Source organism: Polaromonas sp. Polasp52 (assembly GCF_059491565.1).
On sequence record NZ_CP168513.1, the window covers coordinates 3,065,495 to 3,084,615 of the forward strand.

Annotated in this window: 16 protein-coding genes; all 16 read right to left on the bottom strand. The window is 64.9% G+C overall.

The window, feature by feature from the left end:
- Positions 1-11 precede the first annotated feature (11 nt).
- The 16 genes from ACEN9P_RS14345 to ACEN9P_RS14420 all read right to left on the bottom strand — a co-directional run bounded on the left by ACEN9P_RS14345 (position 12) and on the right by ACEN9P_RS14420 (position 19,073).
- Positions 12-1,232 carry a glycosyltransferase family 4 protein gene (locus ACEN9P_RS14345; RefSeq protein ID WP_477663620.1) on the bottom strand — a complete coding sequence of 407 codons (1,221 nt, stop codon included), beginning with the start codon at positions 1,230-1,232 and terminating at the stop codon, positions 12-14.
- Entirely contained in the window at positions 1,229-2,377 is a 1,149-nt protein-coding gene (locus ACEN9P_RS14350; protein ID WP_495619629.1) for a glycosyltransferase, read from the bottom strand. Before ACEN9P_RS14350 ends, ACEN9P_RS14345 begins: the two co-directional genes overlap by 4 nt.
- Positions 2,374-3,321 (bottom strand): NAD-dependent epimerase/dehydratase family protein, encoded by a 948-nt coding sequence (locus ACEN9P_RS14355; protein ID WP_477663618.1) that lies wholly within the window; start codon positions 3,319-3,321, stop codon positions 2,374-2,376. Before ACEN9P_RS14355 ends, ACEN9P_RS14350 begins: the two co-directional genes overlap by 4 nt.
- Entirely contained in the window at positions 3,318-4,739 is a 1,422-nt protein-coding gene (locus tag ACEN9P_RS14360) for a hypothetical protein (RefSeq protein ID WP_495619630.1), read from the bottom strand. Before ACEN9P_RS14360 ends, ACEN9P_RS14355 begins: the two co-directional genes overlap by 4 nt.
- Positions 4,736-6,091, bottom strand: coding sequence for a hypothetical protein (locus ACEN9P_RS14365; RefSeq protein WP_495619631.1), 1,356 nt, complete (start codon positions 6,089-6,091; stop codon positions 4,736-4,738). Before ACEN9P_RS14365 ends, ACEN9P_RS14360 begins: the two co-directional genes overlap by 4 nt.
- Positions 6,092-6,134: 43 nt before the next feature.
- Complete coding sequence (locus tag ACEN9P_RS14370) at positions 6,135-7,064, bottom strand: glycosyltransferase (protein ID WP_477663615.1); 930 nt, start codon at positions 7,062-7,064, stop codon at positions 6,135-6,137.
- Positions 7,061-8,557: a flippase gene (locus ACEN9P_RS14375; RefSeq protein WP_495619632.1), complete on the bottom strand. Its 1,497-nt coding sequence runs from the start codon at positions 8,555-8,557 to the stop codon at positions 7,061-7,063. The genes ACEN9P_RS14370 and ACEN9P_RS14375 overlap by 4 nt, the downstream gene beginning before the upstream one ends.
- Positions 8,554-9,285 carry an acylneuraminate cytidylyltransferase family protein gene (locus tag ACEN9P_RS14380; RefSeq protein ID WP_477663613.1) on the bottom strand — a complete coding sequence of 244 codons (732 nt, stop codon included), beginning with the start codon at positions 9,283-9,285 and terminating at the stop codon, positions 8,554-8,556. Before ACEN9P_RS14380 ends, ACEN9P_RS14375 begins: the two co-directional genes overlap by 4 nt.
- 67 nt (positions 9,286-9,352) lie before the next feature.
- Complete coding sequence (locus tag ACEN9P_RS14385; RefSeq protein ID WP_477663612.1) at positions 9,353-10,381, bottom strand: class I SAM-dependent methyltransferase; 1,029 nt, start codon at positions 10,379-10,381, stop codon at positions 9,353-9,355.
- Positions 10,382-10,410: 29 nt separating this feature from the next.
- On the bottom strand, positions 10,411-11,562 hold the full coding sequence (gene neuC, locus ACEN9P_RS14390) for a UDP-N-acetylglucosamine 2-epimerase (protein ID WP_495619633.1): 1,152 nt from the start codon (positions 11,560-11,562) through the stop codon (positions 10,411-10,413).
- Positions 11,563-11,569: 7 nt separating this feature from the next.
- Positions 11,570-12,256, bottom strand: a complete 687-nt coding sequence (locus ACEN9P_RS14395; protein WP_477663610.1) for a glycosyltransferase — start codon at positions 12,254-12,256, stop codon at positions 11,570-11,572.
- Between the two features lie 45 nt (positions 12,257-12,301).
- Complete coding sequence (locus tag ACEN9P_RS14400; RefSeq protein WP_477663609.1) at positions 12,302-13,312, bottom strand: N-acetylneuraminate synthase family protein; 1,011 nt, start codon at positions 13,310-13,312, stop codon at positions 12,302-12,304.
- Positions 13,309-14,622, bottom strand: coding sequence for a hypothetical protein (locus ACEN9P_RS14405; RefSeq protein ID WP_477663608.1), 1,314 nt, complete (start codon positions 14,620-14,622; stop codon positions 13,309-13,311). Before ACEN9P_RS14405 ends, ACEN9P_RS14400 begins: the two co-directional genes overlap by 4 nt.
- Positions 14,623-14,632: 10 nt before the next feature.
- Positions 14,633-16,063 carry a hypothetical protein gene (locus tag ACEN9P_RS14410; RefSeq protein ID WP_495619634.1) on the bottom strand — a complete coding sequence of 477 codons (1,431 nt, stop codon included), beginning with the start codon at positions 16,061-16,063 and terminating at the stop codon, positions 14,633-14,635.
- The gene (locus ACEN9P_RS14415; RefSeq protein ID WP_495619635.1) at positions 16,060-17,589 is read right to left on the bottom strand and encodes a capsular polysaccharide export protein, LipB/KpsS family; all 1,530 of its coding nucleotides are present in this window, start codon (positions 17,587-17,589) and stop codon (positions 16,060-16,062) included. Before ACEN9P_RS14415 ends, ACEN9P_RS14410 begins: the two co-directional genes overlap by 4 nt.
- Positions 17,586-19,073, bottom strand: a complete 1,488-nt coding sequence (locus tag ACEN9P_RS14420; RefSeq protein WP_495619636.1) for a hypothetical protein — start codon at positions 19,071-19,073, stop codon at positions 17,586-17,588. The genes ACEN9P_RS14415 and ACEN9P_RS14420 overlap by 4 nt, the downstream gene beginning before the upstream one ends.
- Between the last annotated feature and the right edge of the window lie 48 nt (positions 19,074-19,121).

The window sequence follows — 19,121 nt, forward strand, 5'->3', positions numbered from 1 at the left end:
TACGCCGGCAGTCATTTCTTTGTTACTTCAGAAAGCCACTCGTCCAGTTTGTCAAGAAGCTTTTCACGGTCAAAGTGCTTTTCGTAGTACTTCCGGCCATTGTCTCCTAATACCTTGCGTCCGGAAGGGTCCATTTTATAGATTTTCAGCACAGCCTCGGCAAGTGCCCGGGCGTCTTCGGCGGGCACGGCCACGCCTGCGCCGGAGACATTGACGACACGGGCGCCTTCGCCGTCCAGGGCCGCGACAATGGGTTTGGCGCACGCCAGGTAGGACTGGATTTTGGAGGGGATGGTCAGGGCAAAGACCGGGTCCCGGCGCAGGCTTGCGAACATCAGGTCGGCCTGTGCAAACCACTGCGGCATGGCGGCCAGCGGAAAGTGCCCCACCAGATGAATACGGGCACCGAGTTCCCGCCGCGCCACTTCCTCTTTGAGCCATGGCGCCAGGCGGCCGTCCCCGACGACAATCCAGTGGATATCCCCGTGATCCCGCAGGATTTCCGCGGCCGCCAGCATGGTTTCGATGGATTGCGCCGCTCCGATATTCCCCGCGAACATGACGCGAAAGCCGGTGGGCAAGGCAGGGGCGGTCCATGCCTGGCCGGCGGGCGGTGCCTGGTATATCGCCTCCGCGCTATTGGGAAAGTACCGGATTTTGTCCGCCTCCACGCCCAGGTCCAGCAGCGGCTGCACAAAGGCTTCGGATTGGACGAGTACTTTCGCGCAGCCCCGGTAAATCCAGCGCACCAGGCCGGCGACCGCGTTCAGGGCCCGCGGCGACTTGACCGCTCCGGTGGCGGAGAGGCTTTCGGGCCACAAATCCTGAACCCAAAACAGGATGGGCGCGGCTTTTAAGCTTGAAATGACGCGGGCCGGTATGCCGACCGTCACCGGCGAAGGCTCAAAAACCAGAATGGCGTCATAAGGCCCTTTGCAGCGCCAGCCGCCCAGCAGGCTGGCCGTCAAGGCAAACGACAGGTAGTTGAGGACCAGCCGGACGGCGCGCCCATTGCCCCGGGGTACCAGTGGAACGCGGATGACTTGCGCGCCGCCGAACCGGCCCGTGTACGGGCCGCCAAAGCCAAATCCCGGGGACAGCTTGCCGGAAGGGTAGTTGGGAAGGCCTGTGAGCACGGTGACTTCGTGCGAGCGCTCAAGCAATCCCTCAACGAGATCGTTGATCCTGAAGTTTTCCGGCCAAAAGTATTGGCTGATGACGAGCAGCCTCATGCGCGCGCTTTGCCGAGGATTTGCTCATACAAGGCCACATAACGTGCCGCCTGCATGTCCCAGAGGTATTTTTCGCGCACCAGGGCTTCCAGGCGAGCGGCCGCCGCGCGCATGGAGGCCTTGTCGGCCAGCAAAGCCGCCAGCCCGGCGGCCAGCGCCTCCGCGGAGGGCTCCACCATGGTTCCGGCGCCCTCGGCCGCGATGCCCTCCAGGCCGCAGGCATCGGTAAACAAGGTCGGCGTGCCGCATATCCCGGCCTCAAGCACAACAATGGACATGGCTTCACGGCGCGACGGAATTGCCATCAGCGTCGCGGCCCTCAGGGCTGCCGTCTTGTCCGCCCCGGCCAGGTAGCCGGGGAAATGTATTCTGTCTTTCAGGGTGCTTTGCCCGGCGCTTTCCATCAAGGAAGCCAACAATCCTCCATCCGGGCCGGCAAAGACCAGGTGGAACTCGGGGAAGCGGCCCGCGACCCTTGAAAATGCCTCGAGCAGCAGGTCCGGCCCCTTGATCGCGTTAAGCCTGCCCAGGAACAGGACATAGGGCGCCGCCCCGATCCCCAGGCGCTCGCGAACCCGGCGTTCCGCGTCCGGGTTGCCGGTGTACTGCCCGGGATCGATGCCGTTGGGAATCACCGTCACCCGCCCGGGTGCCACTCCGTATGCGGCGAAATCCGCGCGCTCCTGGTCGGTAATGGCCACACAGGCCGCCGCGGACTGGGCCAGTTCGCGGCCAACCCACGCATCGTAGGCGCGCTTGAGCTTGAGGGAGCGGCCGAAGCTTGTCAGCGCCCCGGCGGGGCAAAAAACAAGGGGCTTGCCCTGCCGGCGGCAGGACTTGTGCACGAACGCATTCAAGAGGGTCCAATGCCCCGAGAGATGAACCACGTCCGCATCCGCGACCAATGCGTGGATGGCGCCCGGTGACGTCCACGGCACAAAATAACGCCGGTTCAGGCAGGGCAGCGCCACCACCTTCACGCCCTCAAGCGTGTCCCGCCGCGCCTGGCTCAGGCCGATGTCGAGCGCCAGAACGCTGGTCTGGACGCCCGCCTTGCGCAAAAAGCGGCTGAGCTGGAAAGTCCGCTCGGCGGTTCCTCCTCCCGTTTCCGGATCCAGGAGGTGGTTGACGTTCAGGACCCTCATGGCGTGTTGTTGCCATGCAGGGCTTTGTGCGTCGCCGCGAATTGTTGCAGCGCCGCTTTCAGCGTCACCGGCTTGACGAATCCGCTGTTGGACAGCTTGTCGCAGCGGTACTCGGTGCGGGTGTTGACGTTCGCACGGCCCATGATCCGCATCAATGTCTCAAGCAGGATGCGGGGCAGCGGGAGGCGGGGGATGCGGTAAGGCGGCAGTTTCAGCTCATTCATGAGCACCCGCTCGACATCGCGGAAATTGTTGAAGGGGTCGTCGTCGTCGGACACGATGAACATTTCTATGCCGTCCGGTCCCGGCCTGGCGCCGATAAACCTGAGCGCGGCGACCACGGTTTCCACGGGAACAAGGTGCGTCTTGCGCCCGCCGAACATGGAGGATCGCAGGTAGTTGACGGTCCGGCTTCCCTCGAGCAGCTCATCCAGCAGCTTGATCAGCGCTTCACCGCCTTCCCCGAATACCGCGGAGGGTCGGATGATGGTGACCGAGAACCTTCCCCTGACCTTGTCGGCCAGCACCTGCTCCACGCGCAGCTTCACCTGGCCGTAGGCATCCAGCGGGGTGCAGCGCGAGTTTTCGGTCAGGATGGTTTCATCCGCCCGGCCGTAAACGGACACGGTGCTGCAGTGGATCAGGTGGGCGATTCCGGCGTTGGCGCAGACTTCGATCATCTGGGCCGTCGCGTCTACGGCGGCCGCGCCGGCCCGGGTGTTGGAGAAGGCGAGGTTGACCACGATGCAGTCCTTCTCCACCAGCTTTTCCCAGGTCTCGCGGTCGGCCGTGTCGCCGACAACCCATTCGATGCCGGGAATCCTGTCTTTGGCGTCGGGCTGCTTGCGGGTCAAGGCCCGGACCCGCACGCCGTCCGAGACCAGGCTGGCGACCAGATGGCGGCCGATAAAACCGTTGGCCCCGGTGACCACAAAAAGTGTCATGCCAGCATCTCCTTGACCTCGCCGGCAAGGCGGGCCGCCGCGCCGCCATCGAGGCGGTACAGGTAGCGCTGCCTGAGCCGCTCTCTTCCTTCGGCGTCAGCCCCCCGGTCGGCAAGATAGCGTGCGCAGGCCGCAAGCAGTTCAGCAAGGTCGCGGGCAAACATCATTCCCGATTCATGGCGCAATTCGCGCAAATGCTCAAGATCATAAGCGCGGGCCGGCCGGTCCCAATAGGGCAGGCCCGGGTCTTCCCAGGCCAGGCCTATGGTCGGTGTGTCCAGCGCCACGGCGTCCAGGTTGATGGACCCCGCCGATGCGATGACCACACCCGCATGGCGGACCATGGAGGCCAGATGGCCGAGAGGCCCGAGGTCGGGCGGGTCGACCACGACCCGCTCCATGGCCAAGGCCCATCCCCAGCGAGCGCGCCAGTCGCGGTCCTGGGGGTGGCAGCGGCAGACGAGGGTGACGTCCGCGCCGAATGTGTTCGCCTGGACCTGCATGGCCAGCTGCTTGAACACTTCCGGCTCATGCAGGCCCAGCCTGGGCGCATTGGCCGCGAACAGGATGTAGCGGTGCCCGGCGGGTATGCCCGCGCGCCGCAGCACTTCTTCGCGGGCCACCTCCGACTGGTGGAAGTAGGCGTCCATCTGCAGCCAGCCTATGGGCTTTATTTTTCCGGGGGCGATCTGGTGGTACCGAACCAGCTCATCCCGCACGATGTCGTTCTGGACCACGATGCGTTCAATGCCGGGGCACACCGGCCCCTTGGTGGTGGGCTGGTCCCAGCTTCCGTTGATGCCCAGTATCCTCACCTTGAGATGGCGCGCCGCCAAGGCATAGGGCGTGACCATGTGGGTCTGCACCATGGACAGGATCATGAGGTCGGGCTGGACTTGCGCGATCAAGTTCTCGACCGGCCCGAAGCTCTGCCAGCGCCCGTAGTAGCAGCGGTAGAGAAAGCGGTACAGCGGCAGGCTTTTCGGGAAAGGAAAGCCGAACACGCGGGACATGGGCAGGCCTTCGCGCAGATAGGTTTTGCGCAGGCCGAAGGATTGCCGCAGGCGCGCCGAGAATCCCTCAAAACCCGATAGCGTGTTGATGCGGTAGGTCAGGCCCATGTGCAGAAAGAGGCCTGCCAGGTAGCGGGCGTAGCGGCCCGCCCTCAACAGCCGCGCCAGGAGCCCTTCCTCGCCGGCGATCTTTGAACGCCGGGGATGAAAGTAGGGATGCCACGTCGCCCCGTTTTTTTCCACCAGCTCGCGATCATCGGGGTTCGGTGAGACCACGGTAATTTCGGTCTCTTCGCCCGAGCCCAGGAGGCGCAGGATGTCGGTGCGCAGAAAATTGCGCGCCATGATCGGCGAAGGCAGCACGACCAGCACCTTCCTGTTGATTCCGGTCCCGGCGTTTCTCATGGCTGCTTGCGGTCCAGAAAGCGTCCGGCCACATGCCATAGCGCAATGACGCCCACCGCGACGACGGTGTGGATCAAGGAAATGAAGGTGGCGAAAAGGCTGGTCGTAAAAAGTGTGAAGCCGAGATAGCCGTACCAGGCCGAGAGTGCCCAGGCCGTCGCGCCCGCGCGGATTCGCAACAGCACTTCCTGTATCAGGACCATGCACAGGAAGGAGATGCCGCCGAACAGCACGAAGCCCGGCCAGCCGAAGTTGACATAACCCTCGCCGGTGGCGGGCACGGGCGTGGCGCCCGCCACCGCGGATTGTGAACTCACCTCCAGGCCGCCGAGGAAAAGCTGCATCGCCGCTTCGAGGTTGAAGCGCTCGTGCGGGAGCAACCCCTTGAGGTTGGGCAGTGTTGTCCCGTGCAGGTAGCCGTGGGCCTCCACGAATCCCACGGTGGCGGCCAGCGCCTGGGAATAGACGCCTGTTATCCGGAAAAGAAACTGGCTGGCTATCTCGCGCAGGCTGTCGCTCGCGGTATTGAAGTAAATGAAGTAGGTCGCCGCCGTCGGCACGAATGCCAGGGCAATGGCGGCAAGGGCTTTGCCGTTCAGCGCGGAACCCAGGGCGCGCCCATGCCGGCCCAGGTGGATGCCGTAGGCGATGAACAGCACGGCCGACATGTTCAGGATGGCCGCTTTTTCAGCCAGCAGCAAGGGCGGAACGAGACAGGCGGCGATCCACAGGAGGTCGGAAAACTTCATGCGGCCCCGCGCGGAGGCGATGCCGATCGACAAAGCCGCCACCAGCGCGGGAAAGACCAGGAAACCCAGGCGAAAGAAGGGGTACTCCTTCAATCCGTAAGTCAGGGCCCGGAACTCGAGGATGTTGATCCGGTTGATCTTGCCGGCGAGCAGGTCAAACAGCAAGAACCGGCCGACCTTGAGGTAATACAGGAACAGGACGATCACCATTCCCAGCGCGAGAAGCGCCCGCACCACCTCGTCCGCTGGCGCGGCCGCCGGTGCCGCCACCGCGACCTCCCTTTTCAGGTAGACGTAGGGGCCGGCTATCGCATAGAACAACAAGGCCTGCGTCAGCAGCATGACGACGAACTGGCCGCTTCCCAGCGTGCCCGCGGCAACGGAGATCCAGACTCCCTCGCTTGTCAAACGAGGCAGATAGTGTGTTTGCGTCATGACCTGCCAGCTTCCCGCCGCGGTGAAAAGAAACATCCCCAGGAAGGTGAAGGTCACGACGGGCATGGCCGCGAGCTTGGGAAGACGCACGGCGGCAAGCAGCCCCGGCAGGTAAACCGCGAGGACCAGCAGAAACAGCAGGCCGGGATAACTCTCAGTGATTTTCATCGTGGGGCGCCGCCGGAAAAAACGGGTTTGGGGGGCCGGCGCATCATGCGCTCCACCTCGCCCAGGTGGAACGGACCCGGTGGAAAAACCGCCCTGTCACGGCGCTGAGCAACAAATGCGCCGCGCGTGCGGAGAGCAGCGTCACAATGCTCGCGCGCATGGCGCAAGCTATCCTCTGCAAGGCCATGACGGGCCGGCCCGCGCGCAAATGCAACTGCGCGCTGGCGATGTAGCCTGTTGCGACGACCCGACGGCTTGCCGCGGCGATCCAGTCAGGCAGGCCCGCGGTGGCGACGAAGCGGCGGGTCACCAAAACGGGTTCATCGGCCCTGCTGACGTTGGTGGACTGGTAGGTCGCGGAGCCTTCATGGACACGAAACCCGGCCAGTACCTTGGGTATCCTCAGGAAATTTCCGACCAGGGAAAGCCTCAGCCAGAAATCCAGGTCGGGATTCTGGCGCAATTCCGGATTCCAGGGCCCGGCCCGCAGGAAGGCGTCACGCCGGAAGAAGGCTCCGGGCCCGGGCTGGCAGACCAGGTCCAGCACCAGGTCCCGCGCGTCGAAGTCACGCGCGGCGATGGTCCTGACGGCTCGCGACTGCTCGTCGATCAAGTCGAAATCGCTGTAGGTCGCGACGATCTCCGGCCTGGCATTGAGCACGGCCACGGCTTCGGATACCGCCCGCGGCCGCAGGGCGTCGTCGGCGCTCAGGTAGCCCAGGATCTCTCCCCGGGCCATGCCCCAGCCCTTGTTGAGGGTGGCCGATTGCCCCATGTTGGCCTGGCTTTCCCAGTGAAAGCGCTGTCCGTAAGCGCGCAGCACGCCGGGCGTCGCGTCGGTCGAACCGTCATCGAGCACGATCAGTTCCACCTGCGGATAGTCCTGGGCCAGGACGCTCTCGATGCATTCCTTCAAATAGCCTGCGTGGTTGTAGGCCGGCACGACGATGGAGACAAGAGGCATGCTGTTCATGGCTGGTTATTGTGTGGCCGCGCGCCGCGGATACGTCCCAAGAGCTTGCCGCGTTCCTCGGCGGTCAGCAGGTAGCGCCAATGCCAGGCCGCCAGGCCGGCGACCAGGGCCAGGGCGAGCAGGCACTTTACGGCAAATGGCGTTGCGCGGGCGGCCAGGCCGCTTGCAATTATCGTTGCGCACAGCAGGCAGAAGCGAAGCGCGGAGATGCCCGGCCAGCGGCCCGGGCGCGCCTCGGTCCGGTGCAGGGAAAAACTCAGGGCCAGCCATTCGATCGCGGCCCTGATCGCCCAGGCCGCGGCGGCGCCCGTGGTGCCGTAGCGCAGGATCAGGCACCAGGCCAGCGCGGCATAAACAGGCAGCTCGAGCAGCTGGATGCCGCCGACGATGCTGGCGCGGCCCGAGGCCTGCAATGCGGTCAGGGGGACCTGCGCGAGGATGTTGACCCAGACGCCGACGGCCAGCCACTGCATCACCGGGGCACCGTGTGCCGCGATATGAGGGCCGACCCACAGGCGCAGCAGGTCGTCGGCGAATATGACGGCCACCAGCGTCGCCGGCGTTGCCGTGACCAGCAGCCAGCGCAGGCTCTGGTCGCAAAGCCGGTGCAGGTCATGCCCCTTGCTGGCGCTCATCAGGGGGTAGGCCGCCCCCAGCAGGCTGGCCGAGAGCACCCACATTTTCGTGACCACTTCGTAGGGCACCACATAGTAGGTGACCGCTTCCAGGGACACCAGCCGCGCGATCAGGCCGCGGTCCAGCATCATGATGGCCGGAACGGCGACGCTGGTGACGGTCAGCCAACCCCCGTCCTTCAGCAAGTCCGTGATCGTGCCCCGGCGCGGCGCCCGGTGGCCCGGCCGCAGCCGGACGGCCCGCCGGCACAGCACGGCGTAGACCAGCGTCGCCAGCCAGCGCGACAAGGCGATCACGGCGATGACGGCGTCAATGCGTTGCGTGAATTGCAGCGCCAGCAGGGGCGCCAGGTAGTTCAGCGCGCTGATCGGCATCTTCACCGCATTGACCAGGTCAAAGCGCTGCTCCGCCTCCAGCGGGCCGCGCAGGGCCGACGCCAGGACCAGCGCCGGCACCGAGAACGCCAGCCAGTAAAAGGCCGCGTAAGCCTCGCTTCGCAGCACGGGCGGGATGGCAAATGCGGTGTCGACAAACCAGGGCACGGCGGCGGCAAAAAGCAGGCCTCCCAGCGCCGCCAGGATGGCATGCGCATAGAGGGAATTCCAGAAGACCGCGGCATGTTCGCCCTCCGCCGCGGCCCCGCGCAGCGCCGCCATGCTGCGCGTGGTGGCCCTTCCGACCCCGAAATCGAACAGGGCGAAGTAGCCGGTGACCATCCAGCCGAGCGCGAGTATGCCGAACCGCGCATCGCCCAGCTGGCTGATCAGCAAGGGCATGGCCACGACCGCTGCGAGAATGGGCACGCCCAACCCCGCCAGGTTCCAGGCCGTATTGGTCAGCATGCGGGAACTGCTCACAGGGCGGGACTGGATGGGTGTTGCAGCAGCGGAAGCAAGTGCCTTGCCATCTCCAGGTCGATCGGATCGTCGATGTCCAGCGATGACAGGCGGTCCATTTCAAAGCCCAGCACACGCTCCCCATACAGCCGGCCGTGCAATTGCGCGTCGGCGGCCGAAACAATCAGGATGGCCGGGCCGTTTCGCGCGAACAGTTTTTCCTTTTCCTGGCGCCGCAGTTTCTGCCCGGCCGGGGACTGGAGCATCAGCGGCGCCGACGGCCCCAGGGGCTGCATGAGGGATGCCGGCACCATGTTGTGCGGAACGGCCGTCACGCTCACCAGGGTGTCGGGTTTTTCCCGGGCGAACAGGGCAATCGCTTCCGTGAGCTGGGCGGTGCTGCGAAAGGGGGACGTCGGCTGCAGGTAGGCAATCGCATCGTAGGGCTGGCCGTCCCGCGCCCTGAGCGCCTGGAGCGCGTGCCTGATCACATCGAGCGCCGGCGCGTTGTCGCCGGAAAACTCGGCCGGGCGCAGAAAGGGCACCTCGGCGCCATGCTCCGCGGCGGCCGCCGCGATCTTCTCGTCGTCGGTCGATACGATGACCCGATCCAGTCCGTGCGCGGCTTTCGCGGCGGCGATGGTCCAGGCGATCAGCGGCCGCCCGCCGAGATCGGCGAGGTTTTTATAGGGAATGCCTTTTGACCCACCCCGGGCCGGGATCACGGCGGCGATGCGCAATGGGCTCATGGACATGGGGGAAACGAATCAATCGTCCTTGTCTGCTCGCGTGGATGGCACCGGCCGGTGCGGGTTTTCACCGGATTTTGGCCCGGTAGCGTATTTTCTGGCGCACCGTGATGACGTGGATTGCCTTGCGGAAAAACCAGTCCAGGCCGAGCCACGCGCGGATCAGGAAATTTTTGTCGAAGTGAAACCCGTCGACCGAGCGGCCGCTCCAGGCTGTGGCGGAAGCCGACACCGGGCGCAGTTTTTCCGTGCTCAGCCAGGACAGGGCCCGAGGCGCGTCGCCACGCGGGGCTTTGCGGCAAATCAGGTTCATCGAGTAGCCGAAACGCGTGCCGCGCGGGGTATCGAGCGACGCGACTTCCTGGTAGCCATATTGCTGCAGCGTCGCGTGAAGCGCCGCCGGATTCAGGCGCAGGGACAAGCGCTCGAAGACGGACTGGTCCTTGGGTGAATACAGGTATTTGGCGGCCACCGAATTGGATGCATCCATGGTGAACTTCACCTGAAGCTCGGCCAGCGGCGAACGCGTCACCAGGTTGAAGAAGTCCCCCTTGAACTGCGTGTTCAGCAAGACAATCAGCGGCTTTGCGGGATCGGCCAGTTCCTCGAACATGTCGAACACCAGCAGCGGGTCTTTCAGGTGGTACAAAAGGCCGTGGCAAAGAATGATGTCGAATTTTCCCAGCGCCCTGATTCCCTCGATGTCGGTGGCGGCGCAGTGCACCAGCTTGTAGTTGCTAAAGCCGTGGTACTGGCCCAGCAGGAATTCGGCCCGGCGTAGATGCTCGTCGCTGATGTCGATGCCGACCACTTCCTTGAAGCCCATCCCGGCGATGAGCGCCGTGTAGTGGCCTTCCAGGCAGCCCATGTCGAGCACCCGCAGCTGGCTTGCGCTGCGCCCGTCGAGGATCGATTCAAACATCGCCGTCAATTCCGCGCGCGAGTCGAAATTCCGCTCGATGGCCGCGATGCTCGGATCCCCTTCGATGGGCGCGCTGCGGCCATTGCTGTGGCCGTAGCGCCACGGCTTCAGGCGCTCCACGCCTTCGGCGATCGAAGACTCGTCGGCGACAGCGCCTTGCTCAAGCATTTGCATAACCGGCTCCCTCTGCATTGCCGTACTGCTCAGTACGTGATGACTTTGTTGATGTTGAATGTCGCGGTCGCCAGAATCTCGGCGATGCGCGGCCCGGCATGGCCGTCGCCATAAATGGGGTTCGAGGGCAAACGCCCCGTCTTCAGGCGGTCACGGATGGCCGCCAGGATTTCGGCCTGGGTGTAGCCGGCATCGATCACGTTCTGCCCGCGCTCCCGTGCCGTCTGGCGTGAGCCGATGTTGACGGCGGGTGTCCCGATGAACGCCCCCTCGCGGATGGCGCTCGAGGAGTTCCCGATCAGGCAGCGCGTGCGGGCCATGAGCGGCATGTAGATTTCAGGCGGGAGGTTTTTCACGTACCTGAAAGGCGCGTCCGGATGCTGCTCGCGGAACTTGCGGATGCCGCGCGCAACATCCTCGGAGCCGGCGTCGGCGTTGGGCCACAGCACCAGGGTCTGCATGCCGAGCTCGAGGCAGGCGCCCAGCGTCGCCGCGACCTGCCGCTCGCCGCTGCCGTATTCGCCGGTGACAGGATGCTGCGACACCAGCAGGAAATCGCCCTTGACGTCAAAGCTGCTGCCCACGCCTTCGCTCAGCAGCTGGTTGCTGACCTCGGTTTCGTTGCGTAGAAAGCCGGCCACCAGGTCCATGCGCGGGCAGCCGACGTTGTGAACGGTGTCCGGCTGTTCCCCGAGTTTGACGATGCGGTTGCGGGCGTCTTCGGAGGCGGGAAAGTGAATGGTCGCGAACTTGGTGATGGCGTGGCGGATGTTTTCGTCGATGTTGCCCGACACCTCGCCGCCCATGGTGTGCGCCAGCGGGATATTCATGTACGCCGCGGCCAGCGTGGTCGCCATGGTTTCAAAACGGTCGCCGACCGTCAGTACCACGTCCGGTTGCAGCCTCTCGAAGATGGTCGGCAGCTCGATCAACCCCAGCCCGGTGGACTTGGCCATGGTGGCCGGCGTTTCGCCCTCGACGAGCATGAACAACCGGGCATCGATCTTGAAGCCGTCTTTTTCCATGATGTCGACCACAGCGCCATAGCGGTCCAGAAGCGCGGAAGCCCCGGCGACGACCTGGAGTTCGAGGTCAGGGTGCGCATCCACCGCGCGCATGACGGCCTTGATGCTGCTGTAGTTGGCCCGCGAGCCGACAACGACACAAATTTTTCTTTTCATGATTGACTCAGGGTTGTGGGGTAACGCGTTGAAGTGAATAGTCCATCAACATTCTTTCCCTGTGCCATTCGTCCGCCATGGGCGTGGTGGCGAATTCGTGGAAGCAGGGGGTGCCCAGCGTGAAATGAAGGAGCTTGGCCTCGGGATTGGCGCCGAACTCATCGGGGAGCCAGTTCCAGACTTTGGGAAGTTCGCCGATCAGCTCGTCATCCAGCCAGGTGAAGCGGTGCAACTGGGCACCCGTCGCGCCCTGCACGAATTCCGGGGTGAGGGCGCGGTTGGCCGGGTGCTCGCAATTCCACAGCACCACGCTCGACCAGTTCTTGCGCGGATAGTTTTCATTCTTCGACCCCAGGTACTTCTCGGTCATGCGGGTCTTGTAGTCGTGCTTGACCACCATCACGGCCTTGGTCGGGTCGCGAAGCTCCCACAGGCGGGTGATGTCGTCGCGCAGCAGCATGTCGCCGTCCATGAAGATGGCCCAGCCGCGGTGCTCCATCAGGTGCGGGACCAGGAAGCGGCTGTAGATGAAGTGGTTGCTGCCGTCGGTGTGTTTCTCGACATAAAAGCCCAGGTTGCGCAGGGCCAGCGGATTCAAGGACACGGGTTGCGACACCTGGCGCACGATGCTGTTGCTGCACACGTGGTACGCAACGGCTTCCCGGGGGTCGTATCCAATAAAAATCGGGATCATTCGGTATTCCTTGTTCTTGCAGGGGATGGAGGCCGCACCGGGCGCTCAGGCCGGGCGCGCCACCAGGTCGGCTTCGCGGATCAGGCTGTCGCTCTTGATGTCCACCTTGGCCACGCTGCCGACCACCTCGTTCAGGCGCGCGGCCGGGATGCCGGAGCCGGGCTTTTTGATACCCAGCATCTCCAGGGTGATCACGCTTCCGGCCGCGATATGGCAGGTCGACACCACGCTTTTCTCGAAAATCTCTTTCATTTCGCGGAAGGCGCTCAAGTCGTTCTTGTCCACCGGGTTCTCCAGCATGGCGGTGATCTCGCGTATGCCCTTGACCAGCGAGGTGAATTGCGCGGGTTCCGCCGAGTGCTTGGCATCCGAGCCGTACATCGCGCGGCTGAAGGTGAGGTGTTTTTCCACCACGGTGGCACCCAGGGCCACCGCGGCCAGGCAGGCATTGTTTTCCATGGAGTGGTCGGAATACCCGACCGGCACGTCCCAGCGCGCCTTCATCTCGCCCAGCACATTGAGGCCGACGTGCTCGGGCGGGCAGGGGTAGGAAGAGGTGCACTGCATGACCCACAGCTTGTTGTGGTGGCGGCGAATCGTCGCCACCGCGGCATCCAGTTCAGCCCAGGAGCTCATGCCCGAAGACAGGAAAACCGGTTTTCCGGTTTTGGCGATGACGTCCAGCATGGGCAGGTTGGACACTTCGCCCGACGGAATCTTGTAGCGGCTGATGCCTATGTCTTCGAGCATCTCGACGGCTTCCGCCGAAAAGGGGGAGGACATGAATTCGATGCCGCCGGCCGCGGCGTGCTGCGCGAGCTTTTTCCATTGCTCCAGGCTGAAGCCCGTGCGGGCGAAGTACTCAAAGCGGGGCTCTCCCTTGAAATAGGAGGGCATGGGGGCATCGCGAAGGGTTTCGGCCGCGGGGAGGTGGGTCTGGAACTTGACCGCGTCGGCGCCGCAGCTGACGGCCACGTCGATCAGGCGCTGTGCATTGCCGAAACTTCCATCATGGACAGAGCCAACCTCGGCGATTACATATACCTTTTTGCTCATGGCTGCCCTTTTGTCAGATTTGAAAGTAATGAGAAAACCCGCTGCCCGGCTTGTCCGTCGATTTTCCCGTACACCAGAGACTCCTGCTGCAACCGGGCACCCAGGGCCGAGCGCTCTTGTGCCGTGTGAACGAGTTCTGCCAGCATAGGCGGCAAATCCGAGGGGCCATGCGACAGGCGCAACGAGGGCAGTGCGGAAAAAAGTGCGTAATTCTGGCCAGCCCAGTCAAGGTTCACGGAGGCAATTCCCAGCATTGCCGACCAGCGCAGTGTCGAAGACCACGACGCCACAAAAATATCCGCTTCCGGCAATATTGTAGACAAGGCCTGCGGGGCTATCCGCAGGCCGTGCCGGGCCGCCAGGCTTTCATAGGCCTCCCGGGATGCCTTGGGATGCAGCGACAGCGAAACTTCACATGGGGTGGCCTGCAGTATTTCAAACAGGGACTGGATCCTGGCCATGTGCTGCGGCCAGGGCATCTGCAGGTGCTCCCCCCATTGCGGCAGGGCACAGACCAGCTTCAGCTTCTGCCCGCCGGCGGCAAGGCCCTGCGCGGCGCGCGCCTGCAGGCGGCGGGCGGCCATGCCGTCCCAGGAGGGCTGGCCCGTGACATGAAAGCGCGGCGCGGCGTCGCACAGCGACAGGGCTTCCTGCAAGTCCGCCTCGCCCTGGACGGCCACAGCGGCCACCTTGCCGCCTCCCACCACCCAGGGCTGCAGATCGGCCATGCCTGCCAGCGCCAGGGCGGCGCTGTCCCACAGCGAATAAAAAAGCTGCCCGCCCCAGGGGGTTTGCCGTGCGTGGCGGGGGTAAAAATGCGCGAAGCAGCGACGCGCCCAGGCCAGAACCCCGGACTCCAGGGAATAAGCGGTTTTACCGCGCCGGGTCCAGGCATCGCTCTCGGCCGAGGAAGAGGCATACCTGACCAGCAGCGCCGGAATGCCGCGGCGGGCCGCCACGTCCAGCCAGACCATCTCGGGCTGGAGCACCCTGTCTTCAAAAACCACCAGCACATCGGGGCGCAGCGCCGCCAGCTGCCGGCCGACTTCACGGCGGCACCGGGCGATTTCCAGCAGCGTGAAGATGCTGCGCAGAAGGCCTATGCGCAGCAGCGGGTTTCTGGTTTTGCGCCGCCGGTATGAGCGATCGGGCTGCCCGCCATGGAGCGCCTCGGAACCGGCGCCGGCGGCGAGTTCGCCTCCCAGGACCAGCGTCGGCTCAGGCCATGCATTGCGAACGGCCGCGGCCATGACGGCGCGGGCATCTTCGAGCATGGCCTGGCGGGAGACGAGGACGGCGCACTTTGCCATGTCAGCCTGTTTACGGATGGCTCAGGCCGGCGCCTGAATGGGCTGGTACCACCTTGGCACTCCCAATGAGGCGGGTCAAGCGCGTGCAGACCTCTCCGTCAAAAAGGCTGCGTGCCGGCATTCGCGACATGGCCTGCACCATGGATTGGCGCGCCTTGTCGTCCTTCAAACAGGTCTCGCACAAGGGATAGAGGGATTCACGGGTCAGGGCCGACTCAACACCGGGTTCGTTCGCGAACAGGGTGTATCCAAAGCCATAGTACTCAAGCGCGACGGAAGGAATGCCTAACAACTGCGCCCATGAGATGGTGCTGGAATACGCCACGAACAATTGCGCGGCCGGCAGGATTTCGCGCAGGGCTTCGGTGGCAATCGTCAGGCCGAAGCGGGCGGCCAAGGCCTGGTAACTGGCCGGCTCCTGCCGGGGATGCAGGGACACCAGGACGTTTTTTCCATTCAGGTTGGCCATGGTTTCGAACAGAAAACCCGTCTCGTTTTGCTGGAGCTCGTTGTCGGTCAAGCCGTGCTCGCTGAGCGGGGGCAGGGCCACCAGCACCAGCGCCTGGGAAGGCGAAAAGCCGTACTTCTCGTCCAGCTGCGCGCGTATGCGCTGGCGATCCTGGCCCACGCGCCACAGGGTGTCATGGCTGCATTGCCCGGTCACGGCGATTTTGCCGGCGGGCACGCCCAGCTGCCGCATCGTCGCGGCGGCGGCTTCGTCGGTCGCGCTCACTTTGTCGGCTGTCCCGCCGCCGTAAGACCAGGGCGCCGGAAAAAGAAGGCCGTGGCGGCGCAGCGCCAGGTATTCGCCGGGCCTGAAAAACAGCACCTGCCGCCCGTTTTCATCCGACCGAACGCCCTGGGGGTAGCTGCGCGCGATAGAGGCTTTCAGGCGTTTCCATGGCCCACTCGCAAGCTGGTAGGAGGAGGCTGAGCGCCTGAAGGCATCGGTGGCCACGTCGGATTTACCGAACGCCACCGACAGCGTCCGCATACCCAGGCGGGCCGCTTCGGAAAGCACCCCTTGGTCGACCCGGATGTCGCGGTCGTCGGCCGTCAGTACCGCGGCACCCTCGGTGCCCAGCTTCAGGATGCGCCGGGCGAAGCTTCGGCCCCGGGCAATCGCCTCCGAGGTGTCCAGGAAATCCGCAGCCAGTTGCAGGCCTGATTGCCTGGCCAGGCGCCCCAGCCTGCGCGCAAGGGCGTAAGCGACGTAAATCGCCAGGGGTACCATGCCGGCCTGCCGCCAGGCTTGGGAATTCGTGCCGACCAATTCGGCGCCGGGCGGCAAAGGCCGGGGCAGCAGGTGCCAGAGGCCGTTGGGCACCACCAGAACGGGTTTGTATCCCTGGGCCGACAGCTTCTCCGCGAGCAGGCAGAACTCCGCGACTATCGGCCGGCGGCTGCACAGCAGGTAGACACGCGTGCCCGCGGCGCTCATGGGTGGCGCGCTTCCACGAAGGCAATCAGGCCGTCGCTCATCGCTTGCGCCGCATCGTCGTGCGCGAGATGCTCCGCCTGTTCCAGTTCCGGCTCCAGCACGCCCTGCAGGCAGATTTGCGAGAAAGCCAGGCAAAGCGCCGCGACGGCATCCAGCTGCGGCTTCCAGCCGGCCGCGATGCGCTGGAGGGCGTGCGACAGTGATGCGCTGGAATCGATGGGCAGCACACCCGCGCCGTCCCTGTACCACGCCGCGCCAAACAGCAACACGGGAATGCCTTTGCACATGGCGTCCCAGCCGACGCTGCCGGTGACGGTGGCGACGGCTTTTGCGCCTGAAACCAGCTCCGAGGTCTCCACGTCGCGCGACACCAGCACCACATTCGGGTAGCCGGCGATGGCGTCGTAGAACTCCTCGGCGCGCTGCATTTCACCCCAGCCGAAGGGCTGCAGCTGCCAGGGATGTTCCTTGATATAGAGCTTCCAGTCCTTGGGCAGGTTTTTCGCCAGCATGTCCACGATCAGGGTCTGGTCGCCGAACACGCCGCCCAGGGGCACCGTGGCGCGTTCCGGCTGGTAGTGCAGTGCCAGGAACACGTAGTCCTGCTCGGGTTCCAGGGGCCGGCACAGCGCGTCATAGCGCCGCATGAGGCGGCGCTTGAAGAGCAGGCCCCTCAGCCGGGCCAGCAGTGTTTCGCCCCAGCCGGCGCGTTGGTGCGGGTAGGACGCGGACCGGATGTAGGAGTTGCGCATGGGGCCGAAGCCGTACTTGCGCCACAGGTTCACCGCGCGCCGCAATTCATAGAACATGGCCCGCCCCAGCGGGGGCGTTGACGCGCGTCCCTGCAGGCCGTAGCGGGCGAGCTTCTTCTTATAGTTGGCCGGCACGTCGGCCTGGCCTTTGGTCGAGTTCACAAACCATTTCTGGAAGTCCCCCGGCAGTTCCGAGGCATCCGCGCCGGGACGCTGCTTCAGCGCTGAACGCAGGGCATCGGAGCCTTGCGTGAAACTTTCGATCGGGAAGACCCAGCCCGGCATGCCCAGGCGTTCGAACATGACAGTCGCGATGCCCAGGTGGCGGGCCAGCGTGAACAGCACATAGTCAAAAACAATGTGGGGTGAAATCGAGAAAACAATCAAGTCCGGCTTCAGGGCCTGCAGCGCGCCCAGCCAGTAGCGAAGCAGGCGGTAGTAGTGCCGGCGGCGCTGGTCGTGGGTGAAACCCTTGCCGCTGGCGATGTCCATCCTGTCCATCATGTGCAGCGCCGTGATTTCCGCGCTTGAGAGCGCGGCCAGCAAATCGGCGTCCAGGGCGGGCAGGGGCCAGGCGGCGGTCTGGTCGGGCGTGCCGAGCGCCGCATCGGGGCCGGCGATAAACACGGCCTGCGGGGCCAGGCCCAGAACCGCCGGGCCGTCGTCGGCGGGCGCCGTCCAGAGCACGGGCTGCCAGGCTGCCTTCTGGCGGCAATGGTCCGCGATGGAGCGCCAGACGGCGCCGGCGCACTCGATGTAAAAAACACGCTTCAAAGGGGGCCTCGCGAAACAATCTGTGCCAGCAGCTTCTCCAGCCGGGCGCCGGCCTGGCCGTCAAGCCGGCCCCAATCGGCGGAAACAGCCGCCATTTTCTGCGCCAGGCTTTCACGCCACGCGGTGTCCCCGCAGATCCTCTGGAGCTCCGCTGAAAAGTCCTGCCCCGACTCCACATGGATACAGCCCGGCACTTCCAGGAAATCACGATAGCGCGTCAAAAAGCAGTCGAACAGCAGGGTCGGCTTGCCGCAGGCAATGGCCCAGGAGGTGATGGATGAGCCGTTGAGCGTCGTGAACATGTCGCAGGCGGCGACCAGGTCTTCAACGCCGCCGCGCTGGCAGGCGAGGCCCTGGGCGCGGGGCGCCAGGTATTCCTCATCCAGCGTTTTGGGGTGCACGCTGACGATGACGTTGACACCGTGCCGCACCGCCGCCTGCTTCAGCGCCTGGGCCCAGAAGGACGCAAGTTCCTCGTAACTGGCATAGGCAATCGGCCGGCCGCCCAGCCAGGCAAACATGTTGACGGGCCAGCCGCAAAGGAGCAGCGGTTTATCGGCATCGAAACCGTAGGCCTGGCCGAGCTGCTCGCGCAGCTCGCGGCGGGTATTGAGCTTGCGCGCCAGCAGGTCCTGGACCGGCGAGCCGATGACCTGCAGCCGCGACCGCTCCAGCCCCAGCTGTTCCAGGGTGTCGGCGGCGACTTTCGAGTCCGCGGTCACCGCCTCCGCAGGCTCCGACAAGGGCGTCCAGGGCATGCCGTGGACCAGTCCGCTGGTTTCCAGCGCGAGCGCCCGGTAGCCCGGTAGCCGCAGCACTTCGCGGCCATCCTGCTGCAGCAGCCAGTGGGGGTACATCCTGGCCACCAGGCGGTTCAGCGCGCCCCTTGCCGCATCGTGGTCGGGCCGCGCCATGGCGTAGTCCGCGGTTTCCTGCAGCGAAAACATGGCGAAAGGCGCGACCAGGCGGGGGATGCCCAGCTTGCCGGCCGCGATCAGCAAAAAGGACAGGTCGCTGCCCACGCCATCCTGGCCCACCACCAGCAGCGAGGGTTTGCGCGATTCAAGAATGCGCGAGAGCGTCTGGTAGCGCTGGCGAAAGCGGCGGCCATCGCGCCAAAAATTCGCGAGCTCCCGGGCCAGGTTTCTGGCCGCGCTTGCCATGTCCGCGAAGAAGCTGGCGGCCGCGAACAGCGGGACCAGTCCCACCGACAGCAGCGAGCGTGCCGTGGAACGGCCTGGCCTGCCTTCAGGCAATTGCGCGGGCGCGCCGGCTATGGCCACCGTGGCCGTGCCGGCGGGCGCGACAGGCGCCTCGGCAGGCGCGGCGGCCTCGTGCAAACGGCCGTCCGCATCCATCCACTGGAAGCCGCGTGCGACCACTTCGGCGCTGTCGGCCGCCAGCCGGCGGTAGCCGCGCTTGGCGAAAAAAAACAGCGGCGGGGCGCCAAAGGCGTTCCGTCCGGCCTCCGCGATGCGGAGCAATTCGGGAAACTCTCCGTACTCCAGGATCGCGAAAACAGCTTGCGATGG